The 23170-nt window shown below is 54.1% G+C and carries 19 protein-coding genes and 1 pseudogene; 13 read left to right on the top strand and 7 right to left on the bottom strand.

Going from position 1 to position 23170, the window contains the following annotated elements:
- Positions 1-87: 87 nt before the first annotated feature.
- Positions 88-618, top strand: a pseudogene (locus tag ACUHMQ_RS14030) (integrase core domain-containing protein); the annotation flags it as partial.
- Here ACUHMQ_RS14030 and ACUHMQ_RS14025 read toward each other — a convergent pair.
- Both ACUHMQ_RS14025 and ACUHMQ_RS14020 read right to left on the bottom strand, forming a co-directional pair.
- Positions 615-2015: a sensor histidine kinase gene (locus ACUHMQ_RS14025; protein WP_445296085.1), complete on the bottom strand. Its 1401-nt coding sequence runs from the start codon at positions 2013-2015 to the stop codon at positions 615-617. The pseudogene ACUHMQ_RS14030 and the gene ACUHMQ_RS14025 sit on opposite strands and share 4 nt — an antisense overlap.
- A complete protein-coding gene (locus ACUHMQ_RS14020) occupies positions 2005-2679 on the bottom strand; it encodes a response regulator (RefSeq protein ID WP_445296084.1) in 675 nt (224 codons plus the stop codon). Before ACUHMQ_RS14020 ends, ACUHMQ_RS14025 begins: the two co-directional genes overlap by 11 nt.
- Positions 2680-3219: 540 nt before the next feature.
- On the opposite strand from ACUHMQ_RS14020, the gene ACUHMQ_RS14015 reads away from it, so the two are divergent.
- The 4 genes from ACUHMQ_RS14015 (at position 3220) to ACUHMQ_RS14000 (ending at position 7640) form a co-directional block, all read left to right on the top strand.
- Positions 3220-3402 (top strand): hypothetical protein, encoded by a 183-nt coding sequence (locus tag ACUHMQ_RS14015; RefSeq protein WP_445296083.1) that lies wholly within the window; start codon positions 3220-3222, stop codon positions 3400-3402.
- Between the two features lie 319 nt (positions 3403-3721).
- Positions 3722-4813, top strand: a complete 1092-nt coding sequence (locus ACUHMQ_RS14010; RefSeq protein WP_445296082.1) for an ABC transporter substrate-binding protein — start codon at positions 3722-3724, stop codon at positions 4811-4813.
- Positions 4814-4834: 21 nt separating this feature from the next.
- Entirely contained in the window at positions 4835-6577 is a 1743-nt protein-coding gene (locus ACUHMQ_RS14005; RefSeq protein WP_445296081.1) for an ABC transporter permease, read from the top strand.
- Positions 6570-7640: an ABC transporter ATP-binding protein gene (locus tag ACUHMQ_RS14000; RefSeq protein WP_445296080.1), complete on the top strand. Its 1071-nt coding sequence runs from the start codon at positions 6570-6572 to the stop codon at positions 7638-7640. Before ACUHMQ_RS14005 ends, ACUHMQ_RS14000 begins: the two co-directional genes overlap by 8 nt.
- Before the next feature lie 217 nt (positions 7641-7857).
- On the opposite strand, the gene ACUHMQ_RS13995 is transcribed toward ACUHMQ_RS14000, so the two are convergent.
- Positions 7858-8046 (bottom strand): YqaE/Pmp3 family membrane protein, encoded by a 189-nt coding sequence (locus tag ACUHMQ_RS13995; protein ID WP_445296079.1) that lies wholly within the window; start codon positions 8044-8046, stop codon positions 7858-7860.
- A gap of 702 nt (positions 8047-8748) precedes the next feature.
- Between ACUHMQ_RS13995 and ACUHMQ_RS13990 the strand changes: the two genes are divergently transcribed.
- Both ACUHMQ_RS13990 and ACUHMQ_RS13985 read left to right on the top strand, forming a co-directional pair.
- Complete coding sequence (locus ACUHMQ_RS13990) at positions 8749-9174, top strand: type II secretion system F family protein (RefSeq protein WP_445296078.1); 426 nt, start codon at positions 8749-8751, stop codon at positions 9172-9174.
- 21 nt (positions 9175-9195) lie between these two features.
- Positions 9196-9708: a type II secretion system F family protein gene (locus ACUHMQ_RS13985; RefSeq protein WP_445296077.1), complete on the top strand. Its 513-nt coding sequence runs from the start codon at positions 9196-9198 to the stop codon at positions 9706-9708.
- A 126-nt stretch (positions 9709-9834) separates the two neighbouring features.
- Here ACUHMQ_RS13985 and ACUHMQ_RS13980 read toward each other — a convergent pair whose 3' ends face one another.
- Genes ACUHMQ_RS13980 through ACUHMQ_RS13970 form a run of 3 tightly spaced genes read right to left on the bottom strand, consistent with a single transcriptional unit; the run spans position 9835 to position 15673 of the window.
- A complete protein-coding gene (locus tag ACUHMQ_RS13980; protein ID WP_445296076.1) occupies positions 9835-11250 on the bottom strand; it encodes an efflux transporter outer membrane subunit in 1416 nt (471 codons plus the stop codon).
- On the bottom strand, positions 11240-14410 hold the full coding sequence (locus ACUHMQ_RS13975) for an efflux RND transporter permease subunit (RefSeq protein WP_445296075.1): 3171 nt from the start codon (positions 14408-14410) through the stop codon (positions 11240-11242). Before ACUHMQ_RS13975 ends, ACUHMQ_RS13980 begins: the two co-directional genes overlap by 11 nt.
- 21 nt (positions 14411-14431) lie before the next feature.
- Entirely contained in the window at positions 14432-15673 is a 1242-nt protein-coding gene (locus ACUHMQ_RS13970) for an efflux RND transporter periplasmic adaptor subunit (RefSeq protein ID WP_445296074.1), read from the bottom strand.
- 276 nt (positions 15674-15949) lie between these two features.
- On the opposite strand from ACUHMQ_RS13970, the gene ACUHMQ_RS13965 reads away from it, so the two are divergent.
- The 5 genes from ACUHMQ_RS13965 to ACUHMQ_RS13945 all read left to right on the top strand — a co-directional run bounded on the left by ACUHMQ_RS13965 (position 15950) and on the right by ACUHMQ_RS13945 (position 20749).
- Positions 15950-16588 (top strand): TetR family transcriptional regulator, encoded by a 639-nt coding sequence (locus ACUHMQ_RS13965; RefSeq protein WP_445296073.1) that lies wholly within the window; start codon positions 15950-15952, stop codon positions 16586-16588.
- 375 nt (positions 16589-16963) lie between these two features.
- On the top strand, positions 16964-17830 hold the full coding sequence (gene ypfJ, locus ACUHMQ_RS13960) for a KPN_02809 family neutral zinc metallopeptidase (RefSeq protein ID WP_445296072.1): 867 nt from the start codon (positions 16964-16966) through the stop codon (positions 17828-17830).
- A gap of 129 nt (positions 17831-17959) precedes the next feature.
- Positions 17960-19162 carry a hypothetical protein gene (locus ACUHMQ_RS13955; protein ID WP_445296071.1) on the top strand — a complete coding sequence of 401 codons (1203 nt, stop codon included), beginning with the start codon at positions 17960-17962 and terminating at the stop codon, positions 19160-19162.
- 9 nt (positions 19163-19171) lie between these two features.
- Entirely contained in the window at positions 19172-19582 is a 411-nt protein-coding gene (locus tag ACUHMQ_RS13950) for a hypothetical protein (RefSeq protein ID WP_445296070.1), read from the top strand.
- A 393-nt stretch (positions 19583-19975) separates the two neighbouring features.
- On the top strand, positions 19976-20749 hold the full coding sequence (locus tag ACUHMQ_RS13945) for a substrate-binding periplasmic protein (RefSeq protein WP_445296069.1): 774 nt from the start codon (positions 19976-19978) through the stop codon (positions 20747-20749).
- A gap of 256 nt (positions 20750-21005) precedes the next feature.
- Here the strand turns inward: ACUHMQ_RS13945 and ACUHMQ_RS13940 are convergent, their stop codons facing one another.
- Complete coding sequence (locus ACUHMQ_RS13940) at positions 21006-21950, bottom strand: D-2-hydroxyacid dehydrogenase (RefSeq protein ID WP_445296068.1); 945 nt, start codon at positions 21948-21950, stop codon at positions 21006-21008.
- A 38-nt stretch (positions 21951-21988) separates the two neighbouring features.
- Between ACUHMQ_RS13940 and ACUHMQ_RS13935 the strand changes: the two genes are divergently transcribed.
- Complete coding sequence (locus ACUHMQ_RS13935) at positions 21989-22738, top strand: substrate-binding periplasmic protein (protein ID WP_445296067.1); 750 nt, start codon at positions 21989-21991, stop codon at positions 22736-22738.
- Positions 22739-23170: the final 432 nt, after the last annotated feature.

Raw genomic sequence — 23170 nt, 5'->3', positions numbered from 1 at the left:
AACATAGTCAAGCGAGCCTGAGCACACTGGCCAAGCTGCATGGGGTGAACCCCAAGACCATGGCAAAATGGCGGGCTCGTTCCTTTACAAATCCAAACGGACGAAGGAAGGCTGTCTCTCTTTGTCGTCATCGATCGGACGTCAAAACTGGCCTACGCTGAGCTTCATCCCCGGGTAACACGCCTGGTGGCAAGGGATTTCCTATCTGGCTTGATTGCCACTGTGCCTTACGCCCTTCATACGATCCTCACAAACAACGGCATTCAGTTTGCCAAGCGGCAAGGCACTGAAGGTTACTGGGTGATTCCGTTTGATCGCCTCTGTCAGGCCCACCACATCGAACATCGGCTAACCAAGGTCTGCCATCCTTGGACCAATGGACAGGTCGAACGCATGAATCGGACGATCAAGGAGGCGACGGTCAAGCGTTACCACTATCAGTCGCATGATCAGCTGAGATTACATTTGCAGACGTTCCTGATGGCGTACAACTTTGCTCGCTGATTAAAGACCTTGAAGGGTTTCACTCCCTATGAATACATCTGCAAGATCTGGGCAACCGAACCACAACGCTTGAGGATTGATCCGTTCCAGCACACTGTGGGACTAAACACCTAACTTCTAAGAAGGGGAAAGCGGGTGATAATGCGCAATCCCTGCTTCTGCTTTGCCGCATCCTGGAGGGTAATTTCTCCTTCATGTCGCTCGATAATTTCACGAACGATTGCTAATCCGAGCCCGCAACCTTCCACATCGGTACCCAATACGCGATAGAAACGATCAAATACTAGTTCTCTTTCCGAAGGAGGAATCCCTGGGCCGTTGTCTTGTACTTCCAGAACGAATTGGTTGCCTTCTATTCTTGCGTCGACGGTGACTTCGCCGCCTGCCTGGGTATATCTCAGTGCGTTGTTTAGAAGGTTGACTACCAGCTCATGCAACAAGGTGCGATTACCACGAATGATGGCGGCTTCTGCTTCAGCACTGCACTCGAAGCTCAGTTCGATGTTGCGCTTGCGCGCCAGCGGTGCGAGTTCACGGGTCGCATCTCTGGCGACATTCGCCAGGGACATATCGGTATTGAATTTACTAGCGGCATCTGGCTGAGCGCGAGACAGCGTCAGGAGTTGGTTGCCGAGGTGAACGGTTTGGCGCGTACTGGTGAGCAGGCATTCAATTTCTTCGCGCATGCTATTGATATCAGTCTGGCGCAAAGCATGTTCTGCCTGAGTATGAACAACTGCCAGGGGAGTACGTAACTGGTGTGCTGCATCGGCAATGAAACGGCGCTGCACTTCGAAAACGCCTTTGAGCCGTGCCATGTGCTGATTCAATGCAGCAATGAACGGGCGTAACTCGTATTGAACCTCGGTGGTATTGAAAGGCTCCAGTTCATCGGCCCGACGAGCCTTTACCTGTTCCGCCAGGCGCATAAGCGGCCGTAAACCTCGCATGCTGCCCACGACCGCCAATGCGACAGCTGCCAGAACTAGCAAGATCTGGTTACGCACGGATTCGGAAAGAATTTCCCGCGCCATTTCTTCCCGTGCCCTGAGGGTTTCTCCGATCTGTATGACCACCGGCCCTTGGCCACTTGGTTCATACAGCGGCTTGGCATAGGAAATTATCCGGACTATCTCACCCTTGTATCGAGTTTCATAAAATCGGGTGTTGTGACTACCCAGTTTGTCATCGGCCAGATGATGGGATATGGGCAAGTCATCGTAGCCCGTGATCAGCCGGCCGTCAGCGTGGCTGATCCGGTAGTAGATATGATCTGGGAACTGCGACTGGAACATCTCCAGCGCAGAGTAGGGTATGTCAACCTTGACCCCATCGTCCTGAATAGTGATGTTGTCGGCAATGCTCAATGCGGCGGCGAGCAAGATTCGATCATAAGCTTCATCGGCAGCGGCTCGGGCGCTGCGCTTCACCAGCAACAGGTTGATGCTGGCCACAGCCAGGAGCGGCAGTAACATCCAGACCAGCAGGCGAAGCCGCAGGCTACTTTGCATGCTGCACCTCCAGGCTGTAGCCCAAGCCACGCAAGGTAACAATCTGAACATTGCTTCCCTGCAGCTTCTTGCGAAGGCGATGAACATAGATTTCGATGGCTTCGGGATTGACCTCTTCATTCATCGCGACGATTTTTTCGCACAGTGCTTCCTTGCCTAAGGTACGCCCCGAGTTCAATAGCAGGACTTCCAGCAGGGCATGCTCGCGGGGAGTGAGTAAAAGTGCGTCACCTGCTAGTTCGAACTGCTGCTTTTGGGCTTGATAGACGAGGTCACCGCAGGTGATGCGATTGTCTGCATGGCCGCTCGCACGGCGGATCAATGCTCGAATGCGTGCTTCCAGTTCTGTCAGTTCGAAGGGTTTGGTCAAGTAGTCATCTGCGCCCAGGTCAAGCCCGAGTACGCGATCCCCGACATTGTTTCTTGCCGTGAGTATCAGCACGGATACCTTGTTGCCGCGTGAACGCAGCCGGCGCAATACCTCCAGTCCATCCAGACGAGGTAGCGATAGGTCCAAAATGACCAGGGCATAGTCCTGCGTCAACAGGACATGGTCTGCATCCTGCCCGTCATGCATGACATCGACACTGAATTGTGCGGCGCTGAGGACCTTGGCCAGCGAGTTTGCCAGCAGGCGATTGTCTTCAACTAACAAAATGCGCATGGTGATGCGACTTCCTATTTCGGCAATAACTTCTGCCTCAGATTCATTCTCAGAGCCTGTTTATGATCTTGCTGCGCAGCTTGTTGCTCGCGACAGATCGTAAACAGGCTCTCTTGAGTGCACGGTATCAGGAACATACGAGTCGGAACGCTGGTAATTCAAATGTTTGATCCCGGTTGTTGAATCCAGAAGATTTGCGATGCACGTGAATTTTCACGTTGGGTCGTCATTTGGGCGGGGGGCATACCGTAGGCTGATTCTGATAGACAGATTTTGCGCCAGATGGCGACACTTTCCATTCAATTGGCGCCTCGGATAGGTAAAGGCAGTAACTCTGTTTTTTATAAAAGATTTAATAGTATCAACATGTTGATGTTGCTTCCCATTGGTCTGATAGAGGTCGGTTACTCTGCAGCAGCATCGAAAGCATATTGAAAGCTTCATCCTTTCAAATGGATTTGCCTCGTTGGTACTTACAACTACTGGCTTGGAGAAGTACGAGACTTGCTCGTCAAAAAATCTATAAGAAGGAAGAGACAATTGAAATACAACCAGATGCACCTCGCATTATTAGCAAGTTCTGCCGCTAAGGGTATCGCGTCCATGCCGGCGTTGACCGATGCTGCCGATGAGCTACGCGCCGAATTGAAGGTAGAGCGGGCCCACCTGAAGGCGCCCGCATTGCTGCAGCGAGCAAACCCACCGCCTCCGTACCAATCGTGACTTGATTTATCTGGGTTTTGGGTACGAATGTGCGCTGGAAATAAGACTGAGCTTCACGTCTACAAGTGCAGATGTGACGAACAAGAACGGCGGCACCAACGTGCTGTGCATTGGCGGAACTTGCCAACAGTTCGATTCGTCGCCTGACCTACCTCCCAATTTCACGCTCTTGTCCATGATGCTCGACAGACGCTACCTGTCGTCATGGCTGTGATATTTCGGGCACGATCCTATACCACTTCGCCAGAACAAATAGTTGCAGTAGATTTGCTCGCACCAATGAAATGACGTTGACATTAATATAACCGGAGACAACACCATGAAGTCGCTTAAGCCTGTTTTACTCGCTATTGCGCTGGTTAGCCCTTTCACCACTTTTGCAGCTGTTCCCACCGGCTACTTGGCCAGTTATCAGTCCACGATTGACGCCGCGGGACGTGAGGGGAAACTGACGATCTATGCGACGACTGACATCAAGCTGGTTCAGCCGCTTATTGCCGATTTCCGTTCGCTTTATCCCGGTGTCCAAGTCGAATACAACGATGTCAATTCCACCGAACTGTTTAATCGGTATGTGAGTGAAACAGCTGCTGGTGGTGCTTCTGCAGATGTACTTTGGTCATCGGCGATGGATATGCAGGTCAAGCTGGTGAACGATGGTTATGCGCTGCAGTACAACACACCCGAGGCACCAGGCCTGCCGGAATGGGCGCATTGGCGTAATGAAATCTTCGGTACGACCTTTGAGCCGGTCACTATCGTTTACAACAAGCGGCTGGTTGCACCGGCGGATGTGCCTAAAACCCATGGCGACCTGGTCAAGCTGCTGCAAAGCAAGCCGGATCAGTTCCGCGACAAGGTCACCACCTATGACGTGGAAAAATCAGGTGCCGGTTTTCTATTCGCCACACAGGACAGCAAGATCAACCCATCGTTCTGGCAGCTCGCGGCGTCGTTGGGCGCGACAGGGGTGAAGTTGCAATCATCGACCGGTACGATGATGGAGCGTATCTCTTCAGGCGAAAATCTGATTGGCTACAACATCCTGGGTTCCTACGCACTGACCCGCGCTAAGAAAGACCCCAATATCGGTGTGGTGCTGCCAACCGATTACACCGTGATTATTTCCCGCTTGATGATGATTTCGAAAACAGCAAAGAGCCCGAATGCCGCCAAGCTATGGGTTGACTATGTGTTGTCAAAGCGCGGGCAAATGATTCTTTCTGACAAGGCAGAGTTGTTTACCGTCCGCAAGGACTTGAATGCCGACGCGGCAGGCATGAATGTCTATGCCAATGTTAAGTCAGTGTTAAAGCCTGTACCCGTTGGGCCTGGTCTGCTGGTGTTCTTGGACCAGGCAAAGCGCCTGGATTTCATGAAGCAGTGGCGTGCAGCCACTGTCCGTAAATAATCCAAGCCGGCGAACAACACTATGTATACCGAAACCCTTCAGTCGAATTCGCCGGAGCCAGCCTCTTACGGCTGGACCCAGTGGTGGAGCCGCTTCAATCTAAGCCGTGGTGCCGTGGTATTCATTACCGCCATCGCCGTTTTCCTGCCCATTGGCCTTATCATCTGGCAGAGCATGCTCTCCGTGCCATTCTTTGCCCCCAACAAACAATATGGCCTGGATGCGTATCGATTTATATTTGCTGATCCGGATTTCTGGTCAGCTGCCAAGAACTCGTTGGCCATCGCGATAGGTATGGTTGTGATTGCCGTCCCATTTGGAGGGGCGCTTGCCTTTCTGATGGCCCGTACCGATCTGCCGGGTCGGCGCTGGCTGGAGCCGATGATCCTGGTGCCGGTTTTCGTATCCCCCTTGGTGCTGGCGTTTGGCTATGTAGTCGCCATGGGGCCGGTTGGCTTTTACTCCATCTGGGTCAAACAGCTGCTCGGTCTGAGCCAGGTACCCTGGAATATCTATTCTCTCAGCAGTATCGCCATCGTGGCGGGGCTTACCCATGTACCGCACGTCTATCTCTATTCCTCGTCGGCCCTGCGCAATCTAGGTTCCGATGTCGAAGAGGCGGCGCGCGTCTCGGGTGCCAGTCCACTGCGGGTGGCACTCAATGTCAGCCTGCCCATGACGGCGCCGTCGCTGATGTTTGCCGGGGTGCTGGTGTTGTTTCTCGGCTTTGAGATTTTTGGTTTGCCGCTTGTATTGGGTGATCCAGAAGGACATCTGGTGATGGCGACCTATCTCTATAAGCTCACTAACAAGTTGGGCATGCCGTCTTATCATTTGATGGCTGCCGTAGCCGTCTGTTTGATTGCCATTACGTTTCCTCTGGTGTTGTTGCAACGCCGTCTGTTGCGTAGTGCTGCACGGTTTGTAGCCATGAAAGGCAAGGCAACCCGGCCCAAGGCCTTGCCGTTAGGCGTATGGAAGTGGTTCGCTGCCATCATCGTATTTGCCTGGTTGGTGTTTACGCTGGTTATTCCAATCTCCGGCATTGCCCTGCGCTCTGTCGTTGAGTATTGGGGGGAGGGTGTACCGCTTGGCGAGGCATTGACGCTAAGCCACTTCAAAGAAGTGTTTGCACAACCCAACCTGGTACGCGCCATTGTCAACAGTATGCTGATCGGTGTGATTGGTGGTGGCTTGGCCGTGATTTGCTACACCACCTTGGGTCTTGCCGCGCATCGCAAGCAAGACGGGGTAACCCGCGCCATTGATTACTTGGTACTGGTACCGCGCGCCGTACCCGGTGTGCTGGCCGGCCTCGCCTTTCTGTGGGTGTTCCTGTTTGTTCCTGGCTTGAAAGAACTGCGCAACGGCATCGTCAGCGTGTGGATTGCTTATACGGTTGTCTGGCTCGCTTATGGCATGCGCTTGATCTCATCTGCGTTGATCCAGGTAGCCCCGGAACTGGAGGAAGCAGCCCGTGTTGTGGGCGCGAGTCGTGCTCGTACCCACCGTCAGATCACCGTACCGTTGATCAAGTACGGATTGCTCGCAAGTTGGCTCTTGGTGTTCATGATTTTCGAGCGCGAGTACTCAACCGGTGTTTATCTGCTCGCTCCTGGCTCCGAGGTAATTGGCTCAATGCTTGTCTCGTTGTGGGCTGCTGGTGCCATCGACCTTGTGGCCGCGCTTTCTCTTATCAATATTGGTCTAGTCGCGATTGGTCTCGCGGTGGCCTTACGTTTCGGAGTCAAGCTCCATGACTAAACTCATCGTGAATGACCTTCATCTGCAATATGGTGATAACCCTATTCTCAAAGGCGTGTCTTTCGAATTACAACCTGGCGAAGTAGTGGCGTTGCTGGGTGCATCAGGGAGCGGCAAGACCACGCTGTTGCGCGCCGTGGCGGGTTTGGAATCGCCACATCAAGGCAGTATCAGCATTGGTGGACAGTCACTGTACGATGCTGCGCGTGGGATTGATTTACCGGTAGAAAAACGTGGTCTCGGTCTGGTCTTTCAATCCTATGCACTATGGCCGCATAAGACTGTCTTTGATAATGTGGCGTATGGTCTGATCCTACGTGGCGCCAGTAAACAGGAAACAGACGATCGGGTGCGCGCAGCACTCAAGAGCCTTGATCTTGTCCATTTGGCTGAACGCTTCCCTAATCAGTTGTCGGGTGGCCAGCAACAACGTGTTGCGATTGCCCGCGCTCTTGTCTACAACCCGCCCGTCATCCTGTTGGATGAGCCGCTTTCCAATCTCGATGCCAAGTTGCGTGAAGAAGCGCGTGCCTGGCTGCGTGAGTTGATTGTGACCCTGAAGCTCTCTGCGCTGTGCGTGACCCACGATCAAACCGAAGCCATGGCGATGGCTGATCGTATCCTGCTACTAAAGAATGGCCGTATAGAGCAGGAAGGTCGACCGGAAGAAATGTACGGTGCCCCAAGCACCCTCTATACCGCCGAGTTCATGGGGAATAACAACTGTCTGCAAGGCCGGGTAACCGAACTTCGTGGTGGTCGCGCATTGCTGGAAGGTCCTGGCTGGCGGTGCTGGGGCGCTGTGCGTGGCTCGCTAAAAATGGGAGATGCCGCTGTGGGCCTGATTCGGCTGGAGCGCGTGCGCCTAGCGGACAGCGACGGAGAAAATCGTATTGCCGCTTCGTTGGTTACATCGATGTACTTAGGCGATCGTTGGGAGTATCTGTTCAAGCCCGGCGAAAATCGTCTCCGTGCCTATGGTGAGCATGCAATTCCGGCTAATACCCCTGCCTGGCTCGAACTGCCGGTCAATGATCTTTGGCTTTTCCCTTCGGATGGTTAGATCCACTCTCTGGCTGTATTGCGCTGCGATATCTGAATTACCGAGGTAAAACAACCCGCTTAGCGTCCAGCTTGGCGGGTTTTCATCTATGTGGGTTGGATATGGGATTTTGGTGTGTCAGCTCAGGTGAACAGCTTGCTAAGAACTGATCCCAAGTCTGCTACCCATCCCAACACCACCCACTTAACAGTTCAAATACGGCGTCGACAGCAATAGATTACTGCCCGAGTGCCTTCTCGATTTTCTGATCTGTCTTGTACTGACTCAGCGCATATACCGCCCAGATCGTGGCGGGGATCCAGCCAATAAGGGTTAATTGCAGTATCAGGCAGATGATGCCGGAAATTGGCTTTCCAATCGTGAAGAACGTCAGCCAGGGCAGGATAAAGGCAATAAGAAGGCGCATCGGAAAAGTACTTTCGTTAATGTAATGGGTAACGTTGTCACAACATGAGTTTGATTGCTAAACGCGGATACTCACGTTTTCCTTCCAGTGGCGAGTTGTCGTTCAGAACCTGTCTTAAGTCTGCTGTGTATCAGCAATACGGCGTTGAAAACACCCTCAGAATGTTTATTTACCGATCGTAAACTGCGCTTCCTCGGTTGTTTTTGCTTCGTCTGACTCGAGCTCGCGAGACGTTAGACGGTTCTACGAAATTGGCGGCGAACTTCAACGCGGAAGGTACATCGCCTGCAATTTAGCGAAATGGATGATGGCACCGGTGGATGAATTTTGCACGCGGACTGAAGGAGGGCTGCTTACGTTGCTATAGGTTTCGGTGTATGCCAAATTAAAAAACCGCCAGTTTCATCAACCGGCGGTTTTTATAGGGCAAGCCTATCCTGCTGGCTGACCTGCGGAAAGAAAACGTCGACGCAGCAGTCACGATACCCATTCTGAAACAACCATCAATAGCGCTTCAGTCAGAGCGCGCCCATCAGGCCTATTTGTCTCAGGCGCTGTATCGCTGACACGCAGCAGCTGTTGAGCAAATCTTTAGCGGATTGAAACGGGTTGCATGGCATTGTCAAAGGCCATGCAACCCAACAATCTCTAATGTCATAGGGTGTTGCTACAATCGCCGAAATATTGATTAAGGCGTATTCAATGACCACTGCGTTTTATGCGCCCATGCCATATCGGGTTCGCGCTGAGTTGTTTTTGAATTTGGCAGAGATGGAGCGGGCCGGTGTCCCAGCCTTGAAGGCATATGGCTTATTGCAAGTACCCCCCGCTTACCAAGTACGCTTGGATAGCACTCGCAAAATGCTGGCACGGGGTGTTGACCCTGCTTTTGCCGGCCAGCGCAACGGGTTGTTTACCCCCCTGGAAGCATCGTTGCTCAAGGTTGCGCTAGCGGCAGGCAGCCCGGCGCCTACCTATCGCCGCTTGAGGGATAACTACGTGACCAAGGTGCAGCACATGCAACAAATCCGCGCCCGCATGGCGATGCCGGTACTGATGCTGTTTGCGGCACTATTGATTCAACCCTTACCTGCGTTGTTCTCCGGGGCAATCAGCGTCACCGGTTAATTTATGCAGATGTTATCCGTCTTGCTCGGTTTGGCAGCCCTTGCATTTCTGGCGAAAAAATTGTCGTTTTGGCTGCAGCGGGGCGAGCCAAGTCCGGTGCGCAGTGCGATTTGTAAGATGCTGATGGGCTTGCCGGTGTTGCATGTCCGGCGCAAAGCCAGGGACTTTTTTGAAAGTCTGGCGCTATTGCTCGAAGCGGGTGTGCCAATGTTTGATGCCTTGCCAATTGCGGTGGAAAGCATCGACAACCCCATTATGCAGCCTGCATTTGGCAATATCCTGACCAAGATGCAATCGGGTGCATCGCTGTCACAAGCGCTTGCGGGAGTGCCGTATCTGAATCACGACATTCTTATTCCATTTGTGCAAACTGGAGAAGTCAGCGGCGCCTTGTCGGAGATGTTATGGCGTCACGTTAATATGGAAACGACAGCAATCAACCATTTTCAGCTTCAATGCGTAGAGTGGTTCCCGCGCATATTTTATGCCTTGGTGGTGGTGTGGATTGTGAGCGGGACATTCACCAGTAGATGAACAAGTAAGGATGATCTTACCTTATTGATTGCGGCGGGGCGGATAGAAAACAGGCTCGATGATCTGAGCCTGAATTGTAACGCCCACTAACCCACTGTTTGAAACGGTGAGTTAGTGGCAGCCATCTTATTTGGTGCTGGCGATATCCTGTTGTTGCCAACCACCACCCAGCGATTGGTAAACATCCACCAAGGCGTTGAGGCGGCCTTGCAGGGCGCTGACCCGATCGCGCTCTGCGCCCAGCCGGTCGCGTTCGGCATTCAGCTGATCCAGATAACTGCTGACACCGGCTTTGTAGCGGATATCAGCCAGTTCCTTGACCTTGGTCTGTGCTTTGACGCGGGTTTCGGTGGCGACCAGCGTATCGCGCGCTGCACTATGCGCGGCCAGAGCGGAACGCACATCGGCATAGGCCGATCGGGCTGCCTGGGCATACGCAAGTTCAGCCTGGTTGCGACTGGCTTTGGCTGCTTCTACCTGGGCATCGATGTTGGCCATACCGACGATGGGCTGTAAAAGCTGGCCGGCGATGTTCCAGGTACGTGCCGGGGCATTGAACAGATCGCTCAGCGAGGGACTTTCACCACCCAGGAACCCTGTCAGGGTCAGGTTGGGGAAGTAGCGCCTGCGCGTTTCCGCAAGGCTGGCATCGGCAACCGCCAGCTGGGCTTCGGCACGGCGCACATCAGGCCGTCGTGTCAACAGATCAGCTGGCAGGCCAGCGGGAATCTCCGGCGCTTCGGCCAATACAGTCAGACCATTGCCGCGTTCGATATGCCCTTCGATGATTTCCTTGGGGCTACGGCCGAGCAGTACTGCCAATGCGGCTTCGGCTTTTTCGCGCGCAGCCAGTACTTGTGGCAGGGCCGCCGCGATGCTTGCTTGTTCCGCTTCTGATAGCTTCAGTTCGTACTCGCCGATTGCCCCAGCCTTGAAGCGTTTTTGCTCCAGGGACACGGCTTCGTTTCGAGTGTTCAGCGTCTGCGTCAACAATGCGATTTCTGCATCGGCAGCCAGCAGCGTGAAGTAACTGCGCGCGGTCTGCGCGGCTACGGCGCTGCGAGTGGCTTCACGGGCGTATTGGCTGGCCAGCAGGTTCGCCAACGCGGCGTCTTTGGCTTTCCAGACGCGTCCCCACAAGTCGATCTCGTACGACACACTCAAGCCACCTGTATAGGATGTGCTTGCCCCCGTCCTGCCCGGCTGTCCGGTAAGGTCGCTTGGATTGCGCCGTGTGGCGTTCAACGTGGCATTTACATCAGGCAACAGGGCTACCTGGGCTTGGCGCAATGTGGCGCGTGACTGGCCGACGCTTTCCATGGCAACCAGCACATCGGTGTTATGCCGCAATGCCTCATCAATCAGCCCGTTCAGAACCGGAGCATTCAGGCTTTGCCACCATTGCCCGAGCTCAGCCGGTGCTGTCACGCCTTCCGGCGTGGGCAGGTCGAGCTTGGGCGGTGGGGTGTAGGAGGCGCAACCCGCCAGACCTGCCGCCACCAGTAGCGCCAACAGGGCAGGGCGCATCAGTTTACTTTCCATCGTGATGTTCTCCTTCAACGATGCCGTATTCGGTTTCAGCCTTCGGTGGGATCAACTCCTCCGGTGGCGTCTTGAGGGTACGGTCGGTAATCAGCTTGTAGAACAGCGGTACGAAGAAGATGGCCAGGAAGGTGGCTGCCAACATGCCGCCAACCACACCGGTACCTACCGATGTCCGTGCGCCTGCACCTGCACCGTGGCTGATCGCCAGCGGCAGCACACCCAGGATGAATGCCATCGAGGTCATGATGATCGGACGGAAGCGCAGGCGGGCTGCTTCGATAGCTGCGGCTGCCACCGGGTAGCCTTCATGGTGCTTCATCACCGCGAATTCCACGATCAGGATGGCGTTCTTGGCGGCAAGGCCGAGCAGGGTCACCAGACCGATCTGGAAGTACACGTCATTGTTGAAACCACGCAGGTACACCGCCGCCAACGCACCGAAGATACCGAATGGCATGGCGAGCAGCACCGAGAACGGCAGGGACCACTTTTCGTACTGTGCGGCAAGAATCAGGAACACCATGATAGCGGCCAATACGAGGGCAATCGCTGCAGCGCTGCTGACTTTCTTCTCCTGGAAGGCAGAACCGGTCCATTCGAAGTCCACATCCGAAGGCAGGGTCTTGGCCAGGTTTTCGAAAGCGGTAATCGCTTGGCCTGACGAATAACCAGGGCCGGCATTACCCAACAGCTTCACAGCAGGCAAGTTGTTGTAGCGATTCACTGTATCCGGACCCGAGCTGTATTCCACCTTGGCGAAAGCCGACAGCGGCACCATCTTGCCGGTATTGCTCTTGACGAACAGACGGCCGATGTCTTCAGGACGCTTACGGTATTGGCTGTCCGCGCTCATCAGTACCTGCCATGCACGACCATACTTGTTGAAGTCGTTCACATAGTAGGTACCCAGCGTACCGGCCAATGTGTTGAAGGCATCGTTCAGGGGCACACCCAGCGCTTTGGCGCGGTCGCGGTCCACATCTACATACAGCTGCGGCGCATTGGGTTTCCACAGGGTTTGCAAGCCACCCCCACCGGCCAACACAGGGTCGGCATGTGATGCGCCAATCAATGGGCCCATGACTTCAGCCAGCTTGCGTGTGCCACCTTCACCACGGTTCTGCAGATAAACCTCGAAGCCACCCGTATTACCCAAGCCGAAGATGGCGGGCGGGTTGAAGGCCAGTACCAAGGCTTCCTTGATGGTACTGGTTTTCATGAACAGCTCACCTACCAGCTGTTGGGTACTGACGTTACGTTCGTCCCAATGCTTCTGGGTAACAAAGATGGTCGCTGCGTTGTTCTTGAAGCCGCCACCGATGAAGTCCATGCCGCTGAACGCCATGACGTGTTCGTTGGCAGGGTTGGACTGAATCTGTTTGATGACTTCAGCTACAACCTTGTCAGTACGTTCCAGCGATGCGCCATCAGGCAGGAAGACCGCACCGATGTAGTAACCCTGGTCTTCGTCCGGCACCAGCGAGCTTGGCGTGATTTTGAACAGACCTGCTGTCACCGCCACCATGCCGACAAACAGCACGATACCGAGGATGGAGCGCTTCATAAAGAAGGTCACACCCTTGATGTAGTGGCCGGTGATGCGGTGGAACCAGTCGTTGAACCACAGGAAGAACTTGGCGGTTTGCTTGTGTTCGCGCTTGAGCATCAACACGCACAGTGCGGGTGTCATGGTCAGCGCCACAATACCTGACAGCACAACGGCGATCGAGATCGTGACAGCGAACTGGCGGTAGAGCTCACCAGTCAGGCCACCCAGGAATGCGATAGGCACGAACACGGCGCAGAGCACCAGCACAATCGCAACCACCGGTCCGGTTACTTCCTGCATGGCGCGGATGGCAGCTTCACGCGCGGGGAGGTGTTCCTCGTGCATGATGCGCTCGACGTTTTCGAGCACCACAATCGCATCGTCCACCACGATACCGATGGCCAATACCATGCCGAACAAGGTAAGGGTGTTGATGGAGTAGCCCAGCATGTGCAGGCCGGCGAAGGTACCGATCAGCGACACAGGCACAGCCAGAGTCGGGATCAGCGTCGCGCGCCAGTTCTGCAGGAACAGAAATACCACCAGGAACACCAGGACCATCGCTTCGCCCAGGGTCTTCACCACTTCCTGGATCGACACTTCCACAAAGCGGGTGGTGTCGTAAGGAATGGCGTAGCTCATGCCTTGTGGGAAGCGTTCGGACAGTTTGGAGATGGTGGCCTTCACCTCATTACCCACATCCAGCGCATTTGCACCCGGTTGTAGGAAGACACCCATCAGCACGGCAGGTTTGCCGTTGTAGGTACCGTTGAAGTCGTTGTCTTTCGCGCCGAGTTCCACCCGTGCGATGTCCTTCAGGCGCAGTTGACTGCCTTTGGGGTCGGAACGGATGATGATGTTTTCGAATTCGGCTTCGGAATTCAGACGACCTTTGGCGGTAATGGTGTAAACCATTTCCTGGCCGCCACCGGTGGGCGACTGGCCGATCTTACCCGCTGCGAACTGGGCATTCTGCTCAGCCAGCGCGGCGGCTACTTCCGGTACTGTCACCTTCAATTGGCTCATGCGGTCCGGCTTGAGCCAAACGCGCATGGCGTAGTCCTTCGCACCAAAGATCTGTACACCGGTGGTGCCTGGGATTTTCTTGATCGAATCCAACACGTTGAGCGTGATGTAGTTCGAAGTGTAAAGGTCGGTGTACTTACTTTCAGGCGAGTAGAACGCCAGCACCTGCAGGAACGAGGACGAACCCTTTTCCACCGATACGCCCTGTCGCCGTACTTCCTCGGGCAGACGTGCATCGGCTTGCTTGACGCGATTGTTGACGTTAACCGCTGCCTGGTCGGAATCAGTACCGATCTCGAAAGTGATAGCGATTTCCACCGCACCATTCGATGTAGAGGTGGAGGACATATACATCATGCCTTCCACACCGGTGACGGCGTTTTCGATGGGTGCTGCCACCGTCTCGGCAATGGTCTCGGCCGACGCGCCTGGATAGAAGGCGCGGATGGTCACCACCGGCGGGGCGATTTCAGGGTACTGCGCAATTGGCAGGGCACGCATCGCCGCCAAACCCGCGATCACGATGAATATCGAGATCACGAAGGCGAAGATGGGCCTGTCGATAAAGAAGCGTGAAAACATAGATGCGTTGCTCCGTAATTACTACTTGGCAGCCGGGGCGGTACCGGCGGCTTGCTTGGCGGCAGCTTGGGCGGCTTCTTCAGCCGTCATCGGTACCACTGGCGCAAAGGGGAAGAAGATGCGGGCCATGCCATCCACGATCACCTTGTCGCCTGTCTTGAGACCTTTCTTGATCACCCAACCATTAGGTTCCTTGCCATCCAGCCGTACCCATTCGCCCGGAACAACTGGGGCGGGCACTGCTGCAGGTTTGCCATCCTTACCGGTACCGACCGTGTAGACGAACTTGCCGGTCGGGCCATCGAGCACTGCACGTTGCGGTACAGCAATGGCATTGGGCCGTTGCGCACCACTCAATAGCACACGTACAAACTGGCCGGGGGTCAGGGAATTGTCGGCATTGGAAAACTCAGCACGGCTGGCGTAAGCGCCGGTCGTTTCATCGGCCTTGTAGTCGCTGAAGTCGAGCTTGCCTGGGTTCTTCAACCATTGGCCGTCGCTGGTCTTGAGCTTCACGCTGTAGCCACTTGCCGGCAATTTCAAGGTACCGGCGGCTACTTCGCTTTGCACATGGGCACGGTCGGCTTCGGACAAGGCGAAATTGACGTGGATCGGGTCGGTCTGCGCCATGGTGGCCAGGAGGCTGTCACCTGCGGCATTGGCTAGTGCACCTTCCACCTTGAGTGCGCGACCAACCACACCGCTGATTGGTGCACGCACATCGGTGTAGCCAAGGTCGATATTGGTATTACGGGCCTGAGCCTGGGCAGCCTTCAGTGCTGCACGCGCAATATCGAGCCCTGACGCTGCATTGTCGAATTCCTGCTGGCTGACCGCCTTGGCCTCGATAAGCGGCTTGAGGCGGGCATAGTCACGTTCGGCTTTCTTCAACGCGGCGTCGGCACTTGCCACATTGGCGTCTGCTGCGGCGGCTGCAGCTGCAAATGGGGCTGGGTCGATACGGAACAGAGTTTGGCCGGCCTTGACTCGGGCGCCTTCCTCGTAAAGCCGTTTGTCGACAATACCGTTCACACGGGCACGGATTTCAACTTCGCGTGAGCCGGCTGCCTGGCCGACATACTCAAAGTCGATAGGAACATCACGTGCCGTAACGGCTTCATAAGTCACCATGGGTGGCGGCATGCCGCCTCCACCGCCGTGGGGCTGGTCCTTCCCACAGGCGGCGAGAAGACCGACCAGAATCAGTGCGGGGGCCAGGCGCAAGGTGTATGAGTGGAACTGGGTAGAGCGAGCTGCGGGCATATTGTTTGGTCCTCGCGATTCAAAAAATGGGCAGTCAAACTGAAAAAGCGACCGGAAACGGGAGCCGTCCAAAAGGCCAGCATAGACCAGGCGTGGTCATATGATTTGGGTAGCAGGCCATGGAAAAGCGTGGTTTTTCGGTCAGCGGAGCAGCATTGAGTAGTTGCTCTGATTTGACCTCGACGCTGATTTTAGATACATACACGTATGTTTGTAAACACTGCTGACGCTATGGTTATTAATATTTATGCCAGGGCAGGAATATAAAATTGAAAAATGGCTAGAAAGACGAAAGAACAGGCAGCGGAAACCCGCGAACAGTTGCTGGATGCGGCGGAACGCGTCTTCCATGACAAAGGGGTGAGTCGCGCCACTTTGGACGACATCGCGCGTGATGCGGGTATGACGCGTGGGGCGATCTATTGGCATTTCAAAAACAAGACCGATATCTTCAGTGCCATGTGCGAACGCGTGACATTGCCGATGCAAGCCATGCTTGATGCCCAGTTGGCCGATCCGACCGACGACCCATTGGGGCAGATGGCCCGCGATGGAGCTCGCATCCTGAGCAGGGTGGCTAGCGACCCGAGCACGATGCGCGTGTTTGAAATCCTGCTGTTCAAGACGGAGCTGAGCGATGTGGTGGCGGATGTGATGGCCGAGGAGGCCGAGCGCGCTGCTACCTGCCGGCAACAGCTGGCCACCATCTTGCGGGCTGCCCAGGAGAAGGGCCAGATCCCTGCCCATGTTGACTGCTACCTGGCTGCGTTTGCACTGAATGGTTTCTTGATTGGCTGTATCCGCGAATGGCTGGAATTGCGCGAGTTCGACTTGGCGGAACGGGCGGAATGGCTGATGTGGACTTTTTACGCGGGCTTGCAGCATGCGCCGGTCGACAAGGGACGCAGCAGTTAGATAAGGGTGCAACATAGGGGGCCCGGAATGGTTTTCGCCACCTAGTGTGCTTGTCAGCTGCTGACAGCCTGATGTCAGTAGTGCTTAATACGTTTCAGAACCTGTTCAGCATCATATTGCTGACGCACAGAAGGCTTTGAACAGGTCCTTGAGTCTGCTCGCACTCTGTCGAGCGTTGAGCTTGTACACTGCTGCAATAGCCTCGGCAACACGTTAACAGTTCATATACCTCCGTTTAGGTGCTGCAGCCCTTTCGAGCGCGAACAAGTTCTTACGCCTGCCGGTATTACATTATTTCTCCCATGCATTACCGTTGAATACATCAGTTGAGTGGTTGCCTGTCGTCGATGATGAACAGGACCAAAGGAGTTAGCTATGCGTCTGGATGACCAACGTGAAAGTGATAATGTCGATGATCTACGCGGCCAGAGCGGGGGCGGTGGTGGTTTTGGCGTCGGCCGGCTAGGCATCGTCGGGTTGATCATCGCGGGTGGGCTCAGCTATTTCACAGGTCTGGATTTTTCAACCGCCATCCGCCTTGTTCAAGGTGGGGAAGGGCTGGTCCAGCAAACTGCGCCTCGGCACACGCAGGTACAGAATGCGCGCGACCCGGAGAAAATTTTTGCCAGCAAGGTACTGGCCAGCACCGAAGATGTGTGGGGCGCGCTTTTCCAGCGTGAAGGTCAACGCTACCAACCGCCACGCTTGGTACTGTTCCGGGGTGGTGTGGATACTGCCTGCGGTTATTCGCAAAGTGCGATCGGCCCTTTCTACTGCCCTGGCGATTCCCGTCTGTTCATCGACCTGGATTTCCTGACAGCCTTGCAGAATAAACTCGGTGCACAAGGGGATTTTGCACGAGCCTATGTTATTGCCCACGAAGTTGGGCACCATATCCAGAACCTGTTGGGTACCAGTACCAAGGTCCATGAAGCGCAGCAACGTGCCAGCAAAGTCATGGGTAATGCCCTCAGCGTGAAGTTGGAGCTACAGGCCGACTGCTACGCCGGCGTATGGGCGCATGCAGCCGCCAAAGCGGGTTTGCTTGAACCGGGTGATATGGAGGAAGCCATCAAAGCCGCAAGTGCTGTGGGTGATGACAGCCTGATGCGTGGTGCCAACCAGCAGGTGGTGCCCGATGCCTTTACCCATGGCAGCTCCGAGCAACGTATGCACTGGTTCAAGGTTGGTATGGATAGCGGTGCCCCTGGACAGTGCAATACCTTCGGCAAAGACAATTAAGCTTCGGAGAGGGCTGCTGTAATGGGGTAGTTGCGTCGTTTCAAATTACAGAAAACGAGCGAAGGCATTGTCAGTCAGAGCTCAGCCAAACCGTAAACAAGGTGCTGAAAGGCCAGGAGTATGTGTGTGATGCAATGGAAAGTAATGGCAGTCGCTCTGGCATCGGTCTGTTTCAACAAGGTTTGGGCAGGTGGTGATGATCTGATCGTGTCTGGTTTTGGAACAATCGGGGCGGTCAAGATCAATACTGATGGGAGTGAGTTCGTACGTGAATTGCGACAGAGCAACGGTGCCCGCAAGGATTTTGATTTCAGTGTGGATTCATGTTTTGCACTCCAGCTGGACTACCGACTGAACGACGCGCTTAGCCTTACGCTGCAAGCGCTGGCGCAAAAGAATAGAGAGAGTAATTTCAAGCCCGAGATGGAGTGGGCGAATATCAAATATCAAGCTGATGAAGCTTGGTCATTCCGTGCCGGTCGGATGGGATTGCCGCTGTTCTTGATCTCCGATTCCCGTAATGTTGGTTACGCTTCACCTTGGGTCAGACCACCGATTGATGTCTATTTGCAAGCTGCTACATCCTACTTCGACGGTCTTGATGCCAGTTGGATCCTCAACCGGGGTGGCGGTACATTGCGGCTGCAGCCCTATGCCGGTAAGACCACAGCCAAGCTAAGGTCAGGCTTTGATGTGGATTCACGCAAGATTTATGGCTTGAATGTAAGCTATGAACATGGTGCATGGCTGTTTCGCGGTGGCCATATGCAGACAACGATGGACGGCGCTAACCTTGACACTATGCGCTTGTTTGATGCAATGCGCAGCGTGGGGCAACAACCGGGTTTGGAAAGTTGGAGTATGGCCGCTGATATTCTGGAAACACGTGCCAAACGGGCCACGTTTTCAGGTCTGGGCCTGATCTACGAAGATGCAAACTGGCTATTTCAGACGGAGCTGACCCAGCGACGGGTGGATAGCTTCATTGGCAACACTCATGCCTGGTATGCCACATTGGGCCATCGTTTTGGCAAAGTCATGCCCTATGTAAGCTACGCAGCGGTTAATGGCCGCGGTATATACAGCACGGATATGTTACCTGCACCCAATCAGGCACTAGAAGGGCTCAAGACGACGCTTGGCAACCTAAGTGGTGTTGCGACGCAAAATACGACCAGCCTTGGTGCACGCTGGGATGCCTACCGCAATGTCGCTCTGAAGGCTCAATTCGATTACATCAAAACCGAAAAAGGGCGTACCAGCTGGTTATTGGCGCCTGCCAATGGCAAATCGGTCAAAGTCTACAGCTTGGTTGTGGACTTTATTTACTAAGGGGGCATTATGCATATTCGTCATTATGCCCTCCTTGGGTGTCTGATTGGCGCGGTACAGGCTGCCGATATCGCAATCATTGTTCATCCTCAGGCGGGGGTGGATAAACTGTCTCGAGATGAAATTGTCCAGCTCTTCCTGGGTAAGAGCAGTAGCTTTCCCAATGGCAAGCTGGTTACCCCGGTCGAACTGCGTGATGGCCCTCTGCGCGAGGAATTCAGCACCCGAATCCTGAATAAAAGTGTAACTGCCGTGCGGGCGAATCGCGCCCGGATGCAGTTCACCGGTAAGGCTATTGCACCGAAAGAATTGGCGAATAGTACTGAGGTAAAGGGTTTCGTCGCCACCAATCCGAATAGCATCGGTTATATCGAGAAAAGTGAGGTGGACAGTAGCGTGAGGGTGGTTGCCAGTTACTGATTGAACCAGGCCGTTTTCAAATAGAACAACCCGATTTAGCTATCCAGTTACACCATTTGGCTCTGCTGTGAGCAGCTTACTGCTGGTGGTTTATTGTGTATGAGAGACGCACGTAGTTTGCTATGTGCGGCCTAATGCTGATGGAACCCCAGTTGTAGTGAGTGTGAGCGCTTTCCCGACTTTCGCGGCCCTTTTGCACGCAGTATGGTCCTGGGGGTCTGTTCACGAACAGTTCTGCGGAAGTCGTCAGTAGGGTGAAGCGCAGCGCCGAAACCGGAATGTACGTTCGTATATGAGGCTTTCGAGCAGCACATAAGCTCTGGCCACAGCTGCGCAGTAAGATCGTGAACCGGTTCAAAGTAGTTTGCGATAACTAACGGGTATGAGTACAAAATGCGTTGTTGGCTGACCCCACTGTTTCTCTTGGCGTTGCAGGTTCCGGTCAAGGCTGAGATCAGGGGCTGTATATCTGATGTGCCAAATCCACCTTTTGGTTTTCTCAAACCCAATAGCGCAGCCAAGCAAGAAGTGGGTGGCTTGGGTGTCGATGTATTGCAAGCAGCATTGAAACGTTCGGGGTTGGAGCCAGCCACCATCTCTGTATTGCCATGGCAGCGTTGTTTACGGTTGGTTGAAGCTGGCTCGCTGGATATTGTGCTTAACGTGCCTACAGCTCAAGTCAATCCGGCACCCTATTTCATTACAGAGCCTTATTACACGGTTCACAGTGTCTATTTTTTCTCGACCAAGCTGCATCCTAAAGGCATCGATATCGTTAACTTGGATGATTTAAACCGTCATAAGGTTTGTGGTTTGCTCGGCTATAGCTTCGATGGTTATGGCCTCGACAGCAGTGCGGTTGATACTGGCTCGAAGGATTATGCCTCGTTGATCCGTAAGCTGAACGCGGGCCGTTGTGATCTGTTCATCGACAAGAAAGAGATCATAGAGAGCATGTACCGGCTGGACCCTCAGCTGCAGGCACAAATGCTTGCCACTTCGTTGGTCAGCCGGTCACTGCCGGAAGAGATGCCGATGCAGTTTCATTTCGCTATCAGTCGCCGCAAATCCGGCGCTGAGGAGCTACGTAAGCAGCTGGATACAGGGGTTGCAGAACTGACACAACGCGGCGAAGTCACCAAAATGATGACGCGCTATCTGCGTTGAAACAGTTTGATATCCTCTTGTAGGGATTTTGAGCAGCACAGAAACTGGAATGTACTTAGGTACATGAGGATTCCGAGCGGCACATAAGCCCTGATCACGGCTGCGCAGTAAGATCGTGAACTTGTCCAAAGTCTCGCGAGCTAGAGGGAGGCAAGGCGAAAACAGCCGAGGAAGCGGAGTTTACTTATGGTAAATGAGCATTCCGAGGGTGTTTTCAACGCCGCATCACTGACGCGCAGCAGACTTTAGATAGGTTTTAAAGCAGATTGCGTGGCGTACCCTCTGCCCACGCCTCAATATTCCCAATTAATTGCTCAGCCAGCTGGCTCATCGCCTCGAAGCTTGCCCAGCCCACGTGCGGGGTGATGATCAGATTGGGCAGATTAGCCTCCAGCAAAGGGTTGCCCTGGCTAGGTGGCTCTTCATGCAATACGTCGATGCCCGCACCACCCAGCTTGCCGGCCTGCAACGCTGCTAGCAGTGCCACTTCATCGATAATGCCGCCACGCGCGGTGTTGATCAGTACGGCATCGTGCTTCATCCAAGCTAATTCAGCAGTGCTGATCAGGCCCTTGGTCTCGGCAGTAAGTGGGCAATGAAGGCTGACAATATCGGCCTGCTCCAGCCCGGTTTGGAAATCCACATAGCCATCGCGCACTGCTTTCGCGCCTTTGTGCTCCGCAAACAGTACCTGCATGCCAAAAGCGCGCGCGAGCTTGGCGGTTCCTTGTCCCAATGAACCTGCGCCGATAATCAACAATGTACGGCCGTTCAGATCGCGTATTGGTGCACCGAAATGGCAGAAGTGGGGCGATTGCTGCCATTTTCCAACGGCCATATCTCGTTGGTAGGCTGGCAGATTGCGCAGCAGAGCCAGCATCAAAGCCAGTGCGTGTTCGGGAACTGTAGCGTCGGCATAACCACGAATATTGCAAACCGCGATGTCGCGAGCAAGGGCTGCGGATAGGTCGACATTGTTGACGCCTGTGGCGGCAATGGCTACGAGCTTGAGTTGGGGCAGGGCAGCGATAGCCGCAGCGTTGAGAACAACTTTATTGCTGATGACCACATCGGCCTCGGCACACCGGGAAACGACTTCCTCCGGCGAGGTTGCATCAAACTCAATCCAGTGGTGGGGTAACACAGGTGGCCGTATTGCGACAGGTAAGCTGGCGCGGTCGAGAAAGACGATTTTTAGCATCTATGATTTATCGTGTTCAACATCATTAAGGAATTACGATGACTACTTGGCTGAGCAGGCTGGCGCTTTGCCTGCCTGTGCTTATTTTGCAGATGGCGTATGCAGAAATCAAAACAGCGGCACAAATTGATTCCGAGCCCAAATACATCAAGGAAGGCAGCGCAGCAGTTGGCATCTGCGTCGATATTATGAGGGCAGTTGAAAAAGTTGACCCCAGCCTGAAATTTGTTGGCGATCAGCAGTGGCAACCTTTGGCTCGCATCGAATCCAACGTGGAAAGTGGCGAGCTTGATGCAGGTTGTGGCCTTCAGAAAAACAAGACACGTGAAGCCAAGTTTCAGTTCCCTGCGACTGCGTTGTTTCCGGTGAAATGGATGCTGGCGGTAAGGGCAGATGATGACGTTAAGATAAGCAACTGGGCCGATGTGAAGAAGCTTGGGCCCGATGGTGTCATCCTGGTCAACTTTGGTAGTGGCGCATTGAAAACCCTGGAGGCGGTGGGTGGACTGGTGATCGACTCTGGCGGAAAGACGAATGTCGATAATCTGGTCAAGCTCGAAGCCAAGCGCGGTCGTTTCTATTACTACCGTAGCCCAGGTTTTGTGGGTGAGCTCAAAGCCTATCCTGGAAAGTTCAAGATACTGCCTGCCGTGATGGATTCCGCCATGTTCTACATGATGTTTGGCAAACATGTGCCGGCGGAAACTGTAGAGAAGTTTAATAAGGCGCTGCTTGAGCTGGAGAAGAAAGGTGAATTGGAAAAACTGGTAAAGAAGTGGGATAGCTGATCTGTAGTGACACAATGTGCACCCTGGTTGTTTGAGCCGTACGGGTGCACATTTCTGATTTTTTCAACGCTGTATCGCTGACGCGTAGAAGACTTTGAACAGGTTCTTATGGTTAATGTGGTTGAAAATCACAATTAACGACTTGTATTCAGTAGGAGGTATTGCTCGCTTTCTGACCTACTACAATGAATGTTATGAATAACTTGTGGGCGTGATCGATGCAAGTTCCTGCCATCCCTCCTAACGAAGCAGAACGGTTACATAAGCTACGTTCTCTTCAGATCCTTGATACGGTCCCGGAAGAGGGGTCTGTCAGTAATTTCGTGTTCAAGGCATATCATGCTCCCAAGGAGAATGTATGCCTCGCAAACCGAAAGCCAAGCCGGTGGAATTGCCGGCAATTCCCGCCGAGCTCCTAGCTCAGTTCGGCAA

This window comes from Chitinimonas violaceus, assembly GCF_052601015.1.
Note: the sequence above shows the minus strand (reverse complement) of the source record. Positions and strands in the feature narration are given on the sequence as shown.

Coding starts and splice junctions, on each gene's coding strand:
- ACUHMQ_RS14025 (WP_445296085.1), bottom strand. CDS start 2,015: ATGCAAAGTAGCCTGCGGCTTCGCCTGCTGGTCTGGATGTTACTGCCG.
- ACUHMQ_RS14020 (WP_445296084.1), bottom strand. CDS start 2,679: ATGCGCATTTTGTTAGTTGAAGACAATCGCCTGCTGGCAAACTCGCTG.
- ACUHMQ_RS14010 (WP_445296082.1), top strand. CDS start 3,722: ATGAAGTCGCTTAAGCCTGTTTTACTCGCTATTGCGCTGGTTAGCCCT.
- ACUHMQ_RS14005 (WP_445296081.1), top strand. CDS start 4,835: ATGTATACCGAAACCCTTCAGTCGAATTCGCCGGAGCCAGCCTCTTAC.
- ACUHMQ_RS14000 (WP_445296080.1), top strand. CDS start 6,570: ATGACTAAACTCATCGTGAATGACCTTCATCTGCAATATGGTGATAAC.
- ACUHMQ_RS13995 (WP_445296079.1), bottom strand. CDS start 8,046: ATGCGCCTTCTTATTGCCTTTATCCTGCCCTGGCTGACGTTCTTCACG.
- ACUHMQ_RS13990 (WP_445296078.1), top strand. CDS start 8,749: ATGACCACTGCGTTTTATGCGCCCATGCCATATCGGGTTCGCGCTGAG.
- ACUHMQ_RS13980 (WP_445296076.1), bottom strand. CDS start 11,250: ATGGAAAGTAAACTGATGCGCCCTGCCCTGTTGGCGCTACTGGTGGCG.
- ACUHMQ_RS13975 (WP_445296075.1), bottom strand. CDS start 14,410: ATGTTTTCACGCTTCTTTATCGACAGGCCCATCTTCGCCTTCGTGATC.
- ACUHMQ_RS13970 (WP_445296074.1), bottom strand. CDS start 15,673: ATGCCCGCAGCTCGCTCTACCCAGTTCCACTCATACACCTTGCGCCTG.
- ACUHMQ_RS13965 (WP_445296073.1), top strand. CDS start 15,950: ATGGCTAGAAAGACGAAAGAACAGGCAGCGGAAACCCGCGAACAGTTG.
- ypfJ (WP_445296072.1), top strand. CDS start 16,964: ATGCGTCTGGATGACCAACGTGAAAGTGATAATGTCGATGATCTACGC.
- ACUHMQ_RS13955 (WP_445296071.1), top strand. CDS start 17,960: ATGCAATGGAAAGTAATGGCAGTCGCTCTGGCATCGGTCTGTTTCAAC.
- ACUHMQ_RS13950 (WP_445296070.1), top strand. CDS start 19,172: ATGCATATTCGTCATTATGCCCTCCTTGGGTGTCTGATTGGCGCGGTA.
- ACUHMQ_RS13945 (WP_445296069.1), top strand. CDS start 19,976: ATGCGTTGTTGGCTGACCCCACTGTTTCTCTTGGCGTTGCAGGTTCCG.
- ACUHMQ_RS13940 (WP_445296068.1), bottom strand. CDS start 21,950: ATGCTAAAAATCGTCTTTCTCGACCGCGCCAGCTTACCTGTCGCAATA.
- ACUHMQ_RS13935 (WP_445296067.1), top strand. CDS start 21,989: ATGACTACTTGGCTGAGCAGGCTGGCGCTTTGCCTGCCTGTGCTTATT.